At 26.2% G+C, this 19,640-nt stretch carries 11 protein-coding genes; 7 read left to right on the forward strand and 4 right to left on the reverse strand.

From position 1 onward, the window contains the following. The first annotated feature begins 76 nt into the window (after nt 1-76). Nucleotides 77-1,348, forward strand: coding sequence for a serine--tRNA ligase (gene serS, locus AB5V95_RS02820; RefSeq protein WP_369085840.1), 1,272 nt, complete (start codon nt 77-79; stop codon nt 1,346-1,348). A 163-nt stretch (nt 1,349-1,511) separates the two neighbouring features. On the opposite strand, the gene pyk is transcribed toward serS, so the two are convergent. Then, nucleotides 1,512-2,933, reverse strand: a complete 1,422-nt coding sequence (pyk, locus tag AB5V95_RS02825) for a pyruvate kinase (protein ID WP_369085841.1) — start codon at nt 2,931-2,933, stop codon at nt 1,512-1,514. A 202-nt stretch (nt 2,934-3,135) separates the two neighbouring features. Here pyk and AB5V95_RS02830 point away from each other — a divergent pair, with 202 nt between their 5' ends. Genes AB5V95_RS02830 through AB5V95_RS02840 form a run of 3 tightly spaced genes read left to right on the forward strand, consistent with a single transcriptional unit; the run spans nt 3,136 to nt 6,172 of the window. Then, nucleotides 3,136-4,326, forward strand: coding sequence for a phosphopentomutase (locus AB5V95_RS02830; protein WP_369085842.1), 1,191 nt, complete (start codon nt 3,136-3,138; stop codon nt 4,324-4,326). A 54-nt stretch (nt 4,327-4,380) separates the two neighbouring features. Further along, nucleotides 4,381-5,814 (forward strand): proline--tRNA ligase, encoded by a 1,434-nt coding sequence (proS, locus tag AB5V95_RS02835; RefSeq protein ID WP_369085843.1) that lies wholly within the window; start codon nt 4,381-4,383, stop codon nt 5,812-5,814. Between the two features lie 55 nt (nt 5,815-5,869). Then, complete coding sequence (locus AB5V95_RS02840) at nt 5,870-6,172, forward strand: thioredoxin family protein (protein ID WP_369085844.1); 303 nt, start codon at nt 5,870-5,872, stop codon at nt 6,170-6,172. 135 nt (nt 6,173-6,307) lie between these two features. Here the strand turns inward: AB5V95_RS02840 and AB5V95_RS02845 are convergent, their stop codons facing one another. The 3 genes from AB5V95_RS02845 to AB5V95_RS02855 form a co-directional block, all read right to left on the reverse strand. Beyond that, on the reverse strand, nt 6,308-10,963 hold the full coding sequence (locus tag AB5V95_RS02845) for a hypothetical protein (RefSeq protein ID WP_369085845.1): 4,656 nt from the start codon (nt 10,961-10,963) through the stop codon (nt 6,308-6,310). Between the two features lie 251 nt (nt 10,964-11,214). Beyond that, nucleotides 11,215-12,123, reverse strand: coding sequence for a hypothetical protein (locus AB5V95_RS02850; RefSeq protein WP_051520275.1), 909 nt, complete (start codon nt 12,121-12,123; stop codon nt 11,215-11,217). 15 nt (nt 12,124-12,138) lie between these two features. After that, nucleotides 12,139-13,032 carry a DnaD domain protein gene (locus AB5V95_RS02855; RefSeq protein WP_369085846.1) on the reverse strand — a complete coding sequence of 298 codons (894 nt, stop codon included), beginning with the start codon at nt 13,030-13,032 and terminating at the stop codon, nt 12,139-12,141. A 351-nt stretch (nt 13,033-13,383) separates the two neighbouring features. Here AB5V95_RS02855 and AB5V95_RS02860 point away from each other — a divergent pair, with 351 nt between their 5' ends. The 3 genes from AB5V95_RS02860 to AB5V95_RS02870 all read left to right on the forward strand — a co-directional run bounded on the left by AB5V95_RS02860 (nt 13,384) and on the right by AB5V95_RS02870 (nt 19,513). Beyond that, nucleotides 13,384-14,031 carry a hypothetical protein gene (locus tag AB5V95_RS02860; protein ID WP_369085847.1) on the forward strand — a complete coding sequence of 216 codons (648 nt, stop codon included), beginning with the start codon at nt 13,384-13,386 and terminating at the stop codon, nt 14,029-14,031. Between the two features lie 284 nt (nt 14,032-14,315). Continuing rightward, entirely contained in the window at nt 14,316-15,017 is a 702-nt protein-coding gene (locus AB5V95_RS02865; protein WP_369085848.1) for a hypothetical protein, read from the forward strand. Between the two features lie 179 nt (nt 15,018-15,196). Further along, nucleotides 15,197-19,513 carry a hypothetical protein gene (locus AB5V95_RS02870; RefSeq protein ID WP_369085849.1) on the forward strand — a complete coding sequence of 1,439 codons (4,317 nt, stop codon included), beginning with the start codon at nt 15,197-15,199 and terminating at the stop codon, nt 19,511-19,513. Nucleotides 19,514-19,640 lie beyond the last annotated feature (127 nt).

A 19,640-nucleotide genomic window follows, 5' to 3' on the forward strand; every position in this document is an offset into this window, starting at 1 on the left:
GCTTGATAAACTAAGTTTTATATATAAAAAAAAGTTTATAATATTTAAGATTATTAAAAATAAAGAGGTAAAAATCATGTTAGACTTAAAATATCTTTTAAATAATAAAAAAGAAGTTGTAAAAAAACTTTCTAGTCGTAATTTTGATTTGCAAATCATTAACGAAATTTTAGATAATGGTGACAAAAGAAACGTTTTAATTCATGAACTTGAATTATTGCAAGCAAAAAGAAATAAACTTAGCGAAGAAATTGGAATTAAGAAAAGAAATGGTGAAGATGTTAGTTTATTGCTAGATGAAGTTAATAAAGTTAAAATTGAAATTGATGAAGCTGATAAGGCAGCTGATGCTTTAGTTTCTAGAGTCAATGTTTTGATGCAACAAGTTCCTAATTTACCATATGATGATGTTCCAGTTGGAAGAAATGATGAAGACAATGTCTGCGTAGCGGAACATCCTAATTTAGGTCGCGGACTTGTTAAAAATGTTGAAGCTCACTATGATATTGCGACAAAATTAAACATTATTGACTTTGTAAGATCAGTTAAATTAGCAAAAACAAGATTTGTATTATACAAAAATGATGGGGCAAAATTGGTAAGAGCATTAGCTAACTTTATGCTAGATTCACATATTGAAAAAGGATACAAAGAAATTATGCCAGCCCATTTAGTTAATTCAAATATGTTATATGGTACTGGTCAATTACCTAAATTTGGTGAAGATTTATTTAAAATTGAAGGAAATGATCTTTGATTAATTCCAACAGCAGAAGTTCCTGTTACAAATTACCACTATGACGAAATAATTGACTTATCATCTCCAATTAAATATGTTTCTTATACAAAATGTTTTAGATCAGAAGCTGGCTCAGGTGGAAGAGATACACGTGGACTAATCAGACAACATGAATTTCATAAAGTCGAGTTAGTTAAATTTGTTTCTGAAGAAGATGCTTTAAAAGAGTGAGAAAAAACTGTTAATGACGCTAAGAGCATTTTAGATAAGTTAGAAATTCCATATCGTGAAATGTTACTATCAACTGGTGATTTAGGTTTTGGTTCAGCTAAAACTATCGATTTAGAATTATGAATTCCATCAGAACAAAAATACCGTGAAACTAGCTCAATATCAATATACAAAGATTTTCAAGGTAGAAGAGCAAAAATTAGATATAGAGATGAATCTGGTAAAACAAAATATGCATATACAATTAACGGTTCTGGATTAGCAATTGACCGTGTTATTGCAGCAATTTTAGAAAATTACCAAAATCCGGATGGTAGTGTTTCAATCCCTAAAGCATTAGTTCCATACATGGGAAAAGAAATTATTAAACCTGAATAATTAACAAAATCAATAAAATCTGACTTTCAAGGTTGGATTTTTATTTTTTAATTTTAATAAAAGCAAAAAAGTGATTGTCAAGATAAAAGATAATATAAAATAAGACAAAATAAAAAAGCCCAAGTTATGCCTGAGCTTTTTTATTTTGATTTTTAATTAATATTTAGTATTCGTGTGTTGTAATGTTTAAACTGTCAACAACGATAAATTTATCACCTTTTTTAACACCGTAATTTTCTAATACTTTTGAACCTGCTGCGTGATCGTGTTTGATTAGATTTCTTACAGCAACTGAATGTTTTTCACAAAATACTCCAGCTGTAATTCCGAAACTTCAAACTAATTTGTCATCACTAACAACACCGATAATATTTGAGTTTGGTCTGTATCTTGAAACTTCTTTTAAAAGTTTACCTGTATGGCTTAAAACAATTGCGAATTTATATTCACCACTTTGTAGTATTTTAGCAACTTCGTAAGCAATAAGCATACGTGATTCTGGTTGAGTAGCAACTTTTTCAATTTGTTTGTTATAGAAGTGTTCTGTATAATATTCTTTTTCTGCTCTTCTTTGAATTTTTGCCATTGTTTTAACTGCTTCAGCTGGATATTTACCACTAGCAGTTTCTCCTGATAACATGGTTGCGTCAGCTCCTAATTCAACAGCATAGTAAACGTCTGTTACTTCTGCACGTGTAGGCATTGGGCTATTTTCCATTGAGTCAAGCATTTGAGTAGCAACAATAACTTGTTTGCCGGCTAAACGGCATTTACGAATAATTTTCTTTTCATAGTATGGAACATCGTAATAAGGAATTTCTAAACCTAAATCACCTCTAGCAATCATAATTCCATCACTGGCTTCAATAATTTCATCAATATTGTTAATTCCAAATTGTGATTCAATTTTAGAAATAATTTGAATATGGTCTCCGCCGTTAGCGTCAAGAATTTCTCTAATTTCTTTAACGTTTTTAGCTGAGTTAACAAATGAAGCTGCAATATAGTCAACTTTATATTTTGCTCCTCAGGCAATATCGTTTTTATCTTTTTCACCTAGGAATGGCAATGAAAAATCTACACCAGGAATATTGATTCTTTTGTTAGTTTTTAATTTGTGGCCATTAACTGTTTCAACAGTAATTTCCATTTCTTTTACTTCTTTAACAACGGTAACAAGTTTACCATCATCTAATAGGATTTTGTTTCCTGGTCTTACGTCTTTATCCATACGATAAGAAACTGTTATTGTATCGGCGTTACCAATTAAGTTTTTGTATGAATACTCATCTGTTTTGATTTTTAGTAATTTTTTAGCAGGAATTTCGACTGCATCATTTTCCATTTTACCAATTCTAATTTCTGGACCTTTGGTGTCAAGCATAAGTGATATTGGTCTGTCTAATTCTTTTGAAATTTCCCTTGCAATTTCAAATTTGTGTTTGTGATCGTCGGGATTTCCGTGCGAAAAGTTTGCTCTAATAGTTGATACACCAGCTTCAACTAATAAACGCATTGTTTCATAGTTGTCAGAAGATGGGCCAATTGTGGCAACAATCTTCGTTTTATTTTCGTTATATTTCATATATCTCCTTTTGAGTTGAAATATTTAGTTAATTTCTAATATATTCATTTTAATTTTACCACAAAGATTTTTATGTATAGTCAAGTGCTTTCGTTTGAACTTAAAAAAATGATTTTTGGAGTACAATAATAAATGTAAACATATATGTTTTAATAAAAAAATAATTATTGATAGTTATAGTTTAAAAATTCAAGGAGATAAAATGCCTAAATTTAATAGAGTATTTTTCATCGTTACTGATGGATTGGGTATTGGTGAAGAACCAAGACAAGAAGAATTTGGAGATAAAGGGGCAAATAGTTTACTACACGCTTCTGAAGCATTACCTTTGGAAATACCTACATGAAGAAAATTAGGAATTACTGAAGTTGCTAAAGTTTCTGGACATGTTACTAGAAATAAAAATCCATTAGCTTACGTTGGAAGAATTCACGAAATGTCAAATGGTAAAGATACACTAACAGGACACTGAGAAATGATGGGGATTTATACTAAAGTTCCTAACCCCCAATTTACTGAAAATGGTTTCCCTGCTGATCTTTGTGAAGAGTTGTCAAAAGCATTTGATGGTCGTAAAATTATAGGAAATAGAAACGCATCTGGTACAGTTATTTTAGCTGAATTAGGTCATCAACATATGGAAAAAGGAGATATGATTATTTACACATCTCCAGACTCAACATTACAAATTATTGGTGACGAAAAAACTTTAGGAGTTGAAAAGTTAACTGAGTATGCTAAACGTGCAAGAGCAATTTGTTCATCACGTCCAGAATGAAACGTTGCTAGAGTTATTTCACGTCCATTTGTTTACGAAGATGGTAAATTTACAAGAACATTTAACCGTCATGACTTTGCAAATAAACCAACAGGACACATTATTTTAGAAGATTTACAAAAAGCTGGTGTAGAAGTTGTTGCAGTAGGTAAAATTAATGATATTTTTACACATGTAGGAATTGACAAGGTATATGGACCTGCATCTGATGATGAAAATATGGATGTAGCAATTGAAATCGCTAACTCAGATTCAAAAAACCAATTTGTTTTTGTTAACTTAGTACAATTTGACAGTCATTATGGACATAGAGAAGACCCTATTGGATATAGTCAAAATGTTTCAAGATTAGATGTTAAATTAACAAAATTAATTAACGCAATGAAATCAGATGACTTATTAATTATGACATCAGATCATGGTAATGACCCAACAAAAGGTCCAGATCATACTCGTGAAGCTTTACCTTTAACAGTATTTTCTAAATCATTTAAACAACCTAAAGCATTTAAAGAACCTTTGAAAGGTTTAGGTACTGCTGGAAACATTGTTGCAAGAAACTTTGGAGTTCCAATTACTGAAACTGGTGAAGATATTTTTGACGAATTAGTTTAATTTATAGCACGCAATAGCGTGCTTTTTATATTTAAATATGTATAATATTAAATTATGAAAAAATTAGAAAAAATTACCCCACAAAGCGAAAACTTTGCACGTTGATATACTGATGTTATTCAAAATGGAGATTTAATGGCTTATGGTTCTACTAAAGGGTCAATTATTTTTAAACCATTATCATTTGGAATTTGAGATAACATAAGACTTAATCTAGATAAAAAATTTAAATCTGTTGGAGTTCAAAATGTTAACTTGCCATTATTAATTCCTGAAAGTTTATTACAAAAAGAAAAAGACCATTTGCAAGGATTTAATCCTGAGTTAGCAACAGTTACTGAAGTAGGCGGTAAAAAGTTAGCTGAGAAATATTATATAAGACCAACTAGTGAAACATTGTTTGGAGAGTTTTTCAAAAATGAAATTAACTCATATAATGATTTACCTTTAATTTATAATCAATGAGTAAATGTTTTAAGATGAGAAAAAACCACAAACCCCTTTTTAAGAACTAGAGAATTTTTATGACAAGAAGGTCATACAATTCATTCATCAGAAGAAGAAGCAAAATTATTGACAACAAAAATGTTAAATATTTATAAAGAATTTGTATCAGATTATTTAGCTATACCAGTTATGGATGGGCAAAAAACTGAACATGAAAAATTTTCAGGTGCAGACTTTACTTTTACTATTGAAGCAATGATGAAAGATGGTAAGGCATTACAAGCTGGAACAAGTCATTATTTAGGTCAAAATTTTGCTAAACCATTTGATATTTCATTCAAGAACAAAGAAAACAAATTAGAGTATGCATATGGAACTAGTTGAGGTGTTTCAACAAGATTATTAGGCGCTTTAATTATGACACATGGTGATGATAGAGGAATTATTATTCCACCTAAGATTGCTCCAACACAAGTAGATATTATCGAGCTGTTTGCTAATAAAGATCAAAGAGTTCATGAGGTTGCTTCTCAAATTAAGTCAGATTTATTATTGAAAGGTTATGAAGTTAAATTAGATGATTCTGATAAAGGAGCCGGTTTTAAAGCTGCTAATTCAGAAATTCATGGAACACCTTTGAGAATTGAAGTTGGGCCAAGAGATCTAAACGAAAATCAAGTTTTATTAGTTAGAAGAGACACATTAGAAAAAGTATATTGTCCTTTAGGTAATGTTGTTGAAACGGTTGAAAAATTATTAGTAGATATTCAAAATAATTTATTTAACGAAGCTAAAAAAAGATTATTGTCAAATATAGTATCAATTTCTACTTACGATGAATTTAAAAAGGCGATTGATGAAGGCAAATGAGTTTATGCTCCATTTGATGGCGATGGTGAAGACGAAAAGAAAATAAAAGAAGAAACCGGAGCTTCAACTCGTTGCATCCCATTTGTAAAGCCGTTAGAAATTGAAAATGATACATGTTTTTTCACTAATAGAAAAACAAAAAGATTAGTAATATTCGCAAAATCTTACTAAATTTGCTAAAATTAATGTATTATAACAATACAATATTATTTTTAAAGGAGAAAATATGTTAAAAAAATTAAGCAAAGATGATTTACAAAATCAACATTTAAACGGAAAAGCTATTTTGGCTTTTAGAGCAACATGATGTCCTCCTTGCCAAATGATGGGCCCAGAATTAGAGAGATTAACAAAAGAACACGAAGATATAAATGTTTTTGATATCGACGTTGATCAAAATATTGAATTTGCTCGTGAAATGGGTGTGCAAGGAATTCCTTCATTGTTTTTATACAACAATGGCGAAATTGTAAACCACACTGTGGGATATCTACCAGCAGACGAATTAGTTAAAAAATTCACAAAATAATATATATAAAAGTCTGGCTTGAACCAGATTTTTATTTTGCATTATATAGCTGTGAAACTCAGAAAATGCTGTCTATCATTAAATTAAAAACATGACCACCATATTAATCGGTGTTCATGTTTTTGAAATAAGTTATTAATTTGAATTATTTTCTTCAATTGCGTTGTAAAACTTAGGTTTTTTAGTGAAGTTTTCACCATCATATCTTTCAGGGTATAGATAAGATAATAATCTAGCTCTTTCGTAAAATGATGCGGGATTTTGAGGAGTTGTTCCGTCGCCAAAGAATTTGTATTTTTGTCCATCAACTACAAATATACCAGCTACACCTTGTTCATCTTTTGATGCTCCACGAGTTGATTCAACTATAAACCCAGCAATTTTTCCGTTAGAATCATAAACGGTTGTTCCTGATGATCCACCTGATGAATCAATTAGTTTTGTATCTCATTTTACCAATAGATTTCTAGACGTTGCTCCTAAATAATTGACACTATCAAATATAAAATCTGTATTACCTAATAAATATTCACGATAACGTTTTCCCTTAAGCGAATCTTTGTTATTTGATGCTAAACCTGGGTATGTTGCTGTAAATCAGTTAAGGTTGTAGTATTCACTTAAATGTAGGTTATAAGGGCTAATTTCTTCCATTGGTAATGTTTTTCAATTTAAGAAAAATTTAACTATTTCTTTTTGTCTATCATTTAATGGATGGCCATTATAAGAAGCTTTGTTAATTGTTTCTAAACTGAAGTTTTGGAAAAAGAAACTCATATCTACTTTTGCAACAATTAAATCAGCACGACCAAGTATTCAATGATCGCGACCACTATTTATTTTTATTGAGTCGCCGTAAGTATCTTTGAATATATTGGCATTAGGGTAAAAATTGTCATTATCAAAATCAACAACTGATTCAAGTTTAAAATCTACGCCGTCCAAGTTTCATGTATCAGAGTAATTGAAATGCGGTTGAACATGAGGTAAAGTTTTATCAGCAGGTGCATCAAGTACAATTGGTATTTTGAAACGCGTATTGCTTAAAATTTTATATTCATTACCATCAGCAGTAATTCCTGATGCAGGTGGGAAAACTTTTCAAACATGCGAGTTGCTTATTACATAATAGTTATAATCATTGTCATCATGTGGCTTAACTTTTCCTAGTAAACTTCATGTTCCATTTGAACCATTATGGAAGCTAAATGAACGCTTACGCATATTATCTATTGCATAGGCAACATCGTCTTTATATAATCTTTTTGCACTTTCATCTTTATTTTTTAGTTTTATTTCTTTTTCGAATAATTTATCATTTGGTTTATTTGTATTGTCTATGAAAGTTTCTTCTAAATCAATTGAAATATTATTATTATTTAAAGGTGTTGCTCTGAACGTTATTTCATTATTGTTATTTTGTGAATTAATTCAGTGTAATGTTGTTGAAACGTTCCCAATAAAACTCGAGTTTGCTAATGAAAAATAATGGTCATATAAGGTATCAAATATCAATACATTATTATACTTTGGTATTATTTCTAATTTTATTTTATTATTTTCCAGACTAACCTTGAATTTAAATCTATCGTTTAGTTGTTTGTATATGGTTTCGTGAACCCTTATATCTCCACGAGTTTGTAAAAATGAAAAAGGAGCTTCTTCAATTACACGTTTTTCTTTGATATCTTTATAACTAATGGCGACATTTACAAACGATTTTGCAGATGTTGAAGCAGGGTCTAACGGGGTAGTTTCAGATAGTTTTCTTTTATGATTATCTAGTTCCATTCTGAATATAAATATTGCACTATCTTTTATATTTTCTAAACCAGTATATTGGTCAAGGTCTTCTGTTATTGTTACTTTTTTGTGATCTTCACTGACAACAGGAATAGCGTTGTTTAAAATTTTGCGTCCAGCAATTAAACGTAAATTAACTTCATTTCCATTATCATCGACCAGTATAAAGTTTTTCCTTGGCTTAATATCTCCGACAACATTTTTATAAAAATGATAACGTTCATATTCGATTAAAGCCCAATGATTTTGAATTGAGTATGGTATTTTAGATTTTGTCTCTTTAGATAATCAAATTTTAATTAAATCTTGTTTAGTTAAATTCTTACTATTGGTAATTAAATTAGAATCACTTAAATTAGAATCTTCATAAACTTTATTTTTGATCAATTTGTTATTATCTAAATCTTGATATTCAAATTTGTAAATAAAACTTCTATTATTACTTGAAATAGAGAAATTATCGTAATAATTATTTTGTGTAAACGGTTCAATCGCCTTAATTGATTTTAGAATATATTTTGTATTTTCGTAAAAGCCATTTAGTCCAAATTTTCACAATTTTTCAAACGGAACATTAATTTTATATTCTTTAACGTAGTTTAGACCGTAATACTCTTCTTGACCTTCATTAACTTCTGGTTCAAAGATAAATTGAATTCATTTGCCCCTTAAAAATTCCATGTCATTTTCATCTAAATTGAATTTAGCTGAAGCAAATAGTTGTTTATTTTGTTGATCCTTTATAATTTTTAAGTCTAATAAATCAATTGTTTTACTGTTTGAAACATATTCAAACTTGTATTTTGAATTTAATCCATAATTTATTATTTCATCTCCTAGTTGAGTAGAAACAATAATATATTCGGAAATATTTTTAGCAATTTCATCGTTATTAAATGATGCAATTTTATTGCTATGGTCAATTTTTGCATTAACTATTTTTGACCAAGGTTGAAATGGATTTAAACTCTTTATTAAAAATTTAACAGAATCTATTGAAATATCAATACTATTTAAATAGTTGACTTGTATTTTATTATTGTTTACGTTTACTGAGCTGATATTAAAATTAGAAACTGATTCGCTTTCACTGCCATCAACTTTTTCTATTTTTCTGTTTAAGTTAGTTACATCAAAATATTCAGAACCTTTTTTCAATGAAAGCCCCAATATTTTATTAACCTTACTTTTTGGAAAGTATGCTTCAGCAGTTCTTTGGTCGCCTTCAGATTTATTTTTGTAGCTTAAATCAATATATTCAACTTCATTATCATAATTAACTATTTTTAGGGCAAATGCTTTTGGCCAATCTATATTTGAAACTGCTTTGTATATGTTTACAGAAAATGAATAAGTTTGTGAGTTTGCTACTCATAGTTTTCAATCGTTGTAATTTGTAAAACTAAACTTATCAGATTCGTTAGTTGTTTTTTTGTTTTCAATATTATAATTTTTGTTTTTGAAGTTAGAGACTTCATTTTCACCATTAAATAAGCCGATAACTTTGATAGTTTCCCCGTTTGTAATATTTTCAATTAAAAATTCAGCAACTTTATCTTCTAGTTTTGTTTGGTTAATTGTTTGGTCAGATTTACCTCTTTTAATTTTTAATGCAAGACTACTATCGAAATTATCAATAACTTTTACTTTAATAATTAGGGAATTATTTTTAAATTCGTGACTAATAATTTCATTTTGAGAATATTTAGGAAATTGTTCATTTGGAGTATTAGAATCGGTTTTTTCAATGAAAGTGAAGTAACTAGAAAGTGCAATATCATTTTTAATATCAGCAAATGTAGTGCTATTTTTTTCCGATACATTTAGCTCGCTTTCATAAAACGGTGTTCTTGAAACGATTGACGGTTCATTATCGGGCGTAGTTGGATTTTCACTTTCGTGTTCATTACTATTACTATCGCCGTTATTGCTATTGTTTTGGACTTTTTTTGTTTTAAAAGAAAATATATAGTTATTTAAGATTGATTTGTTATTAACTTTTAAGTTAGTTATTTGATAATTAGTTTCAGGTGAAAGGTTATCAAAATTAAAGTCAACATATTTTTCGGCTTGATTAAATTCTGAGCTTGCCTTTTCTATATTATTTGATAAGGACATTATAAATTGACTATTTTGACTGTTATTTGCAATTTCAGAAAAATTAACTCTAACTTTGGCCGATCCGGATTTTAAATCTAATATTTCAACATTATTTATTAAAAACTCTTTTTTGTTATTTTGATCTGGATTTGGTTGCGGATTAATAGGATTGTCTTCATTTCCACTATTAGAGTCTTTAATTGTACTGAAAGAGTTACTTGTACTATTTAAAATTACTCTAATTCCTTCTAAAGTTATATTTTTCAATTTGTAAGTTGTATTTTCTTTAAGGTTTGTTAATTTGAAAATAGCTTGGTTGTTTGCATTTGATAAAAGTGAAACATTTACTGCTTGATCAAAAACAAAACCTGCATTACTTAGTTCAACATTACTATTACTTTTGTAATTTAGCTTTAATTTTGCCTCATTATTTTTAATATCAAAAAATTCAATTGAATTTATAGATATTTCTTTTTGTTTTGGCAATGTTTGAAAATCAATTTTTAACTCATTTGGTATATTAATTTTTTGGTTATTAACAGTGATTGAAGTTATAAAATATCTTGAATCGGGTTGTAGATTTTTTTCGAAGTAAAAGTAAACTTGTTTATTTTTTACTTCAACTTTTGTAGAATAATGAGTTGAATTTACAATGTTTGTTAATTCAATTTTAGTTTCATCCTCTTTAATTAGAGTTGGTTCGTTTAATTTAATCGTAATAGAAGCTGATGTTGTAGTGATTGAATTAAAAGTAATATCTTCAATAACAGGAACTTTATTTTCTTTATCAGTTTTTCTAATACAAGAGCTTACAAATGGAACGCTTAGAGAAAAAAGAGAAACTAGAGCTGTAGATTTTATAATGTTTTTTAATATGGACTTTTTCATACTAATCCTCCTAATACTAATTCTTATATATTTATTATAGTTTAAAAAAATATTTAATATAGAATAAGGAAAATAAAGCGAAAATAAAAATAAATAATGTTATATTGATTGACTATTATTTGAAATACTAGCGTTGAAATTGATGGCTAATTTGTAAAAAAAGAAAAAACCGCAGAGGGAGCGGTTTTAATCTATATTTTTGAAATATGAATAAATTATATATTTTTTATTTTTTTTATTATATTTTTAGCTTATTTTGCAGTGAATTTTACACAAATTCTACCAATAGTGTTTTTTAATAATTGTTCAAGCTTGTTTAAACCGTCATTTTCCTTATTTTTTGAATTGGCAATTAAAGTCTGATTATCTTTAATAAAATCAAGGGGAGAAGCAATAAAAACGGGCTTATTTCTTAGTTCTCTTTCGGTTAATACATTTATTAAAAAGTTGATGAATCATTCTGGTTTGCTTCCTAATCCGAACCGATCTAAGAATAAATAATCAACATCAATCAAATTTTTTTGTATGCCGTTTATTTCGGCTGATCCATTTTTAAAATTTGAAATTAAAAATTGATATAGTGCTAGTGAATCCAAAAAGGCAACAGTTTTATTTTTTTGCACACCCATAATGAAAGCTATATATTTTAAAATGTGTCTAGCGTTAATAAAATTTTCATCAACTAAATATAAACCAAGATTATGTTTTATTCCAGTTATATTCTTAATTTGCTTTTGAATATCTTCAGAAAAGTGCATTATGCCATTGTGGCTATTTTTCAAAATTTCATCTGGCTTTTTGATTCTTATCATATTAAAATATTCATATCAACTATCATCAAGAGGAGTAACTGATGTTAGTCAAAAATTACTCAATTTTTTTTGTCTTAATAGATAATCTTCATTGCTAAAATCTATGTCTAATAAACCATCATTGTTAACAAAAAGTTTTCACGAAGGTTCTTGATTATCATGTTGTATTAGATAGTCATAATATTTTTGCAAATAGTTCATACCTCATGTAATTTGCATATCATTTAAACTTAGATCTTCGATTAGTTTAGCAACTTGAGGATATGAAATAACTCTTTGCTTTTCTTGTTCTGGATCAAAGTTTTCCGATTTTAGACTATTTAGTAAATTATCAAAATAGTTATTCATTAATCATTTTCCTTTCTAATCATCTCAATCTAAATCTTCGGTGATATTTCTCATGTAATTTAAAGAGTTTTCAAACTCTATTGACTTATTAAAGTATGTTGATTTTGTTACATTCTGATTTGATTTTAATAGATATGCATTGTTTAGTTCACTAGTGATGTCTGAGGCTAAAAAAATGTTTTTGCTTGCATAATCTTTGGCGATTTTTTCGATATACGAACATACTATTAAATTATTAACCTTAATTGAATAATTAATAAATAGATTAATGCATTCATCAGAAAATTTTAAATTTCTAAGATTTTTAAGCATTAAATTTTGAGTTGGGCTAGTTTGTGACTTAGTAAAGTTTTCGATAAATTTTTCAGAATCTACGGTTTTTGCATAAGATTCTAAATCACTAACAAAAAAATCAAAGTCGCTTTCTTCTTTTTTATATATATCATCATTTAATTGAAAAACGTCAAAGTACTTTTTAGAAACATCTTCAAAGTTATCTTTTTTAAATGAAAAACTTGCCTTAGCATTAATAATTTTTTTATAAGCCTCTTCTCCGATCTTATCTTTAATTAAATTATTAATAAAAGGGTTGTTAACAATTTCATTAGCGTTTAGTGGTTTGATTAATTCAAATAAATACCCGTTTTCTTCATTTTTATAAGTCTTTAATAAACCTACTGCTTCTAATTTATCTTTAGATTCAATTATTAAATCATCGTTTAATAATAAAAATTCGGATGTTTCTTTAAAATCATATTTAGTATTAGCATTATATATATTTTGTAAATCTAATAAATATTGATATAAGCTAATAGCGTTTGCTCCGATAATTGGACTATAAAACATTCTTAAATTTTGGAGGTCATTACTTGATATATCATTATTATTTTCAACATAAAAATATTTCATGCGCTTACCTCCTTTATTTGTCGTTTAAATGTAATCTAATTTTAGGAAATAGTAACGAAAAAAAGGTGAAAATTTTGAGAAAAAAGCTATATAAACACTGTCATCTTCTTTATTATTAACATTTAAAAAAAGCGAGTTTTTGCTTAATTTAAGCGATATTTTAAAAATATTTTAGTTTATTAACATTTGAAGTTATATAATCAAAGTTACAAAAAAATGTAAGAATTGGTTGGTTTTTATGTAAAAACTGTTTATGCCCAAAATATAGCTTAAAATAAGGCAGATTTTTAAAAAAATCCTTTGTAAATTATCTACTATTTATAATGTGCTAAAATAATTATGGAGACTTATATGGATTATTTTATTATATTTTTGTCATTAGCTTCGGTAATGTTAATATCTTTATTTTTAATTTTATTTTATGAAATTCCATATTATTTAATAAAAATATTCTGAATAAAAAAACTTGTTAAAGAAAATAAATTGCATTTAAATAATAAGTATTTTTCATTTGTTTTTAAAAGACTTATCATCCCTTTTATTTTAGGCTATGTTTTGTTTATTTTGTCGTTTGTATTTTATATTTTGTTATACAAAACAAATATTGATATGACCTTAAAATTTATCGCACTTTTTTATTTATTAGCGTTGTTAATTTTATTTGTTTTAATTCAAGTTCCAGTTTTTATTGTGCTTGATATGAAAATTAAAAACAAAAACTATCAAACAGATTTCTTTGATTTTAAATTAGATCAAGAAAGTGATCAACAAATTGACATTACAAAAGAAAAAATAGTTTTTTATATTTCTAATAACGAATATTTTAGAATTAAGGGTTTATTTATTAATAAAAAAATATTGAGCAATAATAAAAAAGTTAATAAAGATTATGCATATTATTTATTAGTTGTAAACGCTTCAAAAACCTATATACTTTCTAAAAAAATAAGTCAAGGCAATTGAAATAACTCGGCTAGAAAATATTTGGTAAATTATTAGATTAAAAACTGGAATAAAACACAATATGGCTCGTATTGTGTTTTATTTTAATAACAAAGAATACAAAGATTAACATGTTTAGTTTATATGGTTGTATAATTAAATGATGCGTAAATTAAATTTTTCGCATCATTTAATTAAAATATTTTACCTATTTTATATAAACGAAAATTTGCGAAGAGTTTAATATTCATAACATGACAGTATTAAATATTTAAAATTTTTTATAACGATTATTTCGGAGTTTATAGAATAAACAATAAGGTAATTTAGGAAAATTTAATATGTTATATTTTTGCCCCTACTCATTCATTCTTTGCTTTCAAAATTTTTTTGCTTATTTTGGAGCTAATATCTTATTCGATAGAACATATTTTATTCAAAACAAAATAAAAATTACCAATGAAAAATATTTTTCATTTCTATTAAAAATGACTAAAAAATCAATGTTATTTGGTTCCTTTTTAACAATTTTGATTTATATATTGATTAATGGAATTGCTACTATTTTGTGGTTATTTACACCCCTTCTATCGATTTACGACTTAGTAATTTCATTGTCAATAGGATTTCCCTTTATCTTAGCCATTTTTATTATGTTTATTTGTTGTTTATGCTTTATAAGGTCGTGAAAGAAAATAAACAAAACTTTTGAAGTAACGTATGAAAAATTTTATGAAGAATTGTCTAATAATTGAGAGAACATTAAAGACATTGATCTTAGTATTTTAAAAGCTAAAAGATTAATGCTTAAGACTGATGGAAAATTTTATTCGGTAAGACGAATAATGTCAATTGAGCATATGCTTAGTTTGATTAAAAAGAATAAAGACATTTTTTCTATTAGTGATATCGTTGATTTTACGTTTTATCAAAGATGAGAAAAATTTAAAATAGATAATAGTTATTTTAATTTTAAAAATTATGATTCAACAAAACAAAAAATAGTTGAAACATTAAAAGAAAGTTTAAATATCGTAAATTAATAGAGGAATAGAGATAGCTTTTTAAAGCTTCTCTATTTTTTATTATCATGTTAATAAATTTAAAATATTTATAAAAAAGTAGTCATATGTATTTTTTGTATAATCTAAGATTCATTTTGTAATAAAATTTATTACATTATTTAATATATTAAATAATTCTATGTACTAAAGTGAGAAATATGAAAAAGAAATTGAAACTATTAACAGCAGGCCTATTCATTCCATTAATTTCTTCTTTAACACTATCTGCTTATGTATTTAGTGAAAAAGATAGAAATGAATATAAAAATGGTGCACATGCTTATTACAATAATGAATACCACCCATTTGATATTAAAGAATATAACTTTTCAAAATGAATGGAAAATGTAAATGATAATAAAAATCTTTTTGATATGTCTATACCTGGAACACACCGTTCAGGAATGGATTCTGGACAAGGAGCAAAATGGTTTTTTAATAAAGGCGCAGCAAGAACTCAATCACTAAATATAAAAGATCAATTAGAATCTGGTATTAGAGCTCTTGATCTTAGATTAAATGCTGATATGGCAATAAAACATGGTGAAGTTTTTTCAAATATTGGTCTTGAAAATGTTTTAGATAGAGTTTCTGAGTTTTTGACAATTAATCCTTCGGAGTTTGTGATTATTAAAGTTAAAGAAGAAGATATTAATATTAAAAATTATTCACAAACAGATAAAGCCAGCCAAAACTATAATAGAATATTAAACTTGCAAAAGTTTCAAAATTTTTTATTTAATATAGAAGGTAGGGATTTAGATCCATATAATTATAATGTAAGAAATTTAAGAGGAAAGATTGTTATTGTTAACAATTGACATAGATTTATAAACAACTCAAGAATTGGTGGATTTTTATATAATGATTATATTTCTAATGATTTCTCTGTTCAACAAAGAGATCATGTTTCTGCTGATGAAAAAGTAACAAGATTCATCAATTTAGTTGATCGTTCAAATAATTATTGAAGGTCAAATAATAATGATCAATTTTTATTTTTAAACTATACATCAATTAGTTGAAAAGATATTTCTAACAAGCCTGATAATTTTGCTGCCAATGTTAACCAAAGAATAAACGGTTGATTAAATGAAAATGAAAATGTCACTAAATTAGGGATAGTTTATATGGATTTTCCAGGAACTTCTGTTAATCAAGCAATCTTTAAAAGAAATTATTTTATTAGTAATGAAGAATTAGAAAAAGGTATTTTAGGAAGATTAATTTCTAAAAACGAGATATCTATTGATGAGTTATTTGCTGCTGATAATCAGTTAACTATTCGTGGGCCGTTAGCCAATTTTAAAATTACAATCAAAGATGGTCAAACTATTTTAAAAGAAATAATAATTCCTGAAAATTATTCTGAAAATTCTAAAGTTATTTCTCTTGAAAGAGAACTTAAAGAGAATCAAAATTTAACATTTAGCTTTAGCAAAACAATAAAAGAAAACCAATTCTATTCAGCTAGAAATTATAATGAGATAAAAATAGATAAATCAGTTGTTTTGTCAGAACATACGATTAGTGTAAATGATTTAAAAGAAGAGATTTCTTTATATGCTAAATACTATCCAGCTTCATTAGCTGTTGTATCTGAGTATTTGAAAAATGCATTTACTAATAAATTAGAAAATCTAAAAAGACCTAGTCAAGAAAATATTAATAAATATCAAATTATTAAAAACGGATGAAGAAATTTAAGAACTAATTTAGAAAATTTGAAAAATCAATATATAGAAATTTCAACACTGATCTCAAATTTCGAGTCTGATTATTTTAAAAACCAACAAGTATTTGATGAACAAACAAAAGATAATGTCAAACAAATGTTAACCAATTTTATTGCTTTGGTAAACGCTGATTTTAATATTACAGAAATTAATAATGATATAAATTTTGAAAAATATAATACGTTAATAATAAATATTAAAAACGGCTTAGATAAAATTAGAGAAATAGAAAACCTGGCGCATAATATTGTTACAGGTAATGAATTAAATGAGTTTGAAAATATTTTTTCTAATTTTGATTATGGTAAAGCATATTGAATTAATATTTTAAATAATATAAATAACGACTTTCTTGTTCTTGTTAAAGAAATATTATCTAAATCCAAAAGTAATGTAGAAATAGCTGAATTTTCTAATATTAGTGAATATGCTAACAGAATTTCTAAATTACTTGAAGCAAAAGAATTTTTGAGATTAGAAATTCCTAAAATAAAGCAAAAATTAGCTGAAGTAAATATTGGAAATAAAATTACACACTATGAAAATTCTCTCCAAAAGAATATTAAGTCTTTAGTTTCATCACAGCTAATATTAGATGAGTTATCTAATTTTAAAGTCAAACTAGACGAAGCTAAGGATTATATTGATAATGTTGATCAATTTATTGAAAATAACAGTAATAATAGAAACCAAGAATTGAAAGATGCTTATGTTAATGCAATTAGGCAACTAGAAAATAAAATTAATGATAACGAGAATATTATTGACTATAATACATTGCTAGTTGAGTTAGAAAATATTAAAGATTTACAAAATAATATTGTTGCTGGAAATGATTTTGTTACTTCGAGAATATACATTATCGATAGTCTTACAGAACTTTTTGAGGGACAAAAGAATATTTATAAAGAAGAAATAAGATTATTGCCTGCAGATTCGTATTTAGAGATATCAAATGTTGTGCGTAACGCACGTTCATTAAATGCCAATGTTTATGTTTCTAATATAAAAAATCTAACCTTTATTACTGAAGCTAGAAAACAAAATATTAATGAAGTTTTCGAAACTACAGTTGATAATCAAGTGCTAAATGTTTTATATAAAGAAAACAAAAAGATAAATGATTTTGTAAATGAATTAACAATGTTGTTGCTTAGTTTTCAAGATTATAGCGATTATGAAGGTTATAGATTGTTAAGCGAAACAAGAAAAGAAGCTTTTGTTGCATCATATACAAACTTAGATAAAGCAATTAAGAGTCAGATATCATATGAAGATTTAAAAGAAAAAGCAGATATTTTTAATACTTTTTCTTTTATAAAAGATGAAGAATTATCCAGAAAGCTTGCTGAAGCTATAGATGATATTTCTAATGATAATGAACTTTTGAATTTTGCTAAAACTCAATATATTTATAGATTAAAAAATACAATTTCTAATAAAACTGATTTAGCTAATTTGATAAAAGAATATAATGACTTTAAGAAAACTCATAACATTAGTAAAATAGTGTCTGATTATACAAATTTAAATGAGATTCAAAAAGAAAATATTACTACAAAAATGCAATCAGTAAATTCCTTAGAAGAATTAGAAGAAATAAAAAATTCGGCTGATTTACTTAATGAAACGATGCATGAAGCTTTAACTATTAAAAAACAGAATGAGAATTATCAAAATGAAAGTTGATATGCTTCTAATAGTGAAGATTTAAAAAGCGATTTTAGTAATGCATATAATGAGTATGCCAAGCAAATTTTACTAGTTGATGATAGTATAACTAAAGTAAATACATTGATAGAGGAATTCAATAGTTTTTTAAATAATATAAAGCAAAATTATTTAGAGCTAGTCAATAATTCTGAATTAATCAAGGCAAAAGAACGTTTTAATAATGCATTAGAGATACTAAATGACAAAATAAATAAGTTGAATATTGATTATTTAGATAAACAAAAAGATCTTAAATTATGAAGAACTGAAATTAAGATTTTGTCTGATAAAGTTTCATTTGCTTTTGAAATTGAATTAGTTGATAAATATATTGATGATTTAAATGAAATAACAAACAACTTTGAAAGCAAAAAGCAATGGCTTGAAAATAGAATAAATGCCTTAAATGATGAGTATCTTCACAAAGTTAAAATTGTTAAAAATAACATCAACGGATATTTAAAAAGATTCGTTGATAATTTAAAATATATTGAGCTTATAAGATCTGAATTTAACAATTTATTATCAATAGAAATCCAAATAAATAATATGATATTGCTTGAAAATCTTATTGATAAATTAAATACTTTAATAATTAATGTGGATGAAGAAACGACCCAAAGAAATGACTTTGAAAATAAATTAAGACAAATTTATTTTAAAGTAGAAGATTTTGATAAATCACCTTCAAATATTTCTGAAGAAGATTTGATTTTGAAAAATGAGTTCGAATCCATTAATGTTAATATTGTAAAAAGAAAAAATGATGATCTAGCAGGAAAAATAGAACTTAATTATGAAGTTTCAAATGCTAAATATAAGAAAATAAAACATCAAATTATTGCAGGTTTATCAGTTGATATGGTTGAGTCAAATTTAGAAAAAGATCAAAACCAATCTAAGAATAGCAAACCATCTCAATATTTAATATATGGATTAACAGCCCTATTTTCTATAATAGCAGTAGCCTTATGCGTTTCAATTCCTCTAATTATTAAAAAAGTTAAGAAAAATAAAGGTAAGTAGTTATTTATACAAAATTAAAAAAAGATTTATTTTAATACACTAAACCGTCTTAAAATTATTTGAATATTTATATTTGAATTTGTTAATAAAGGTAAAATATACCTTAATTTAAGTAAGATTTTTTTAA

Origin of the sequence: Metamycoplasma spumans, assembly GCF_041026625.1 — a bacterium.
In the GTDB taxonomy this organism is placed as follows: Bacteria; Bacillota_I; Bacilli_A; order Mycoplasmatales; family Metamycoplasmataceae; genus Metamycoplasma; species Metamycoplasma spumans.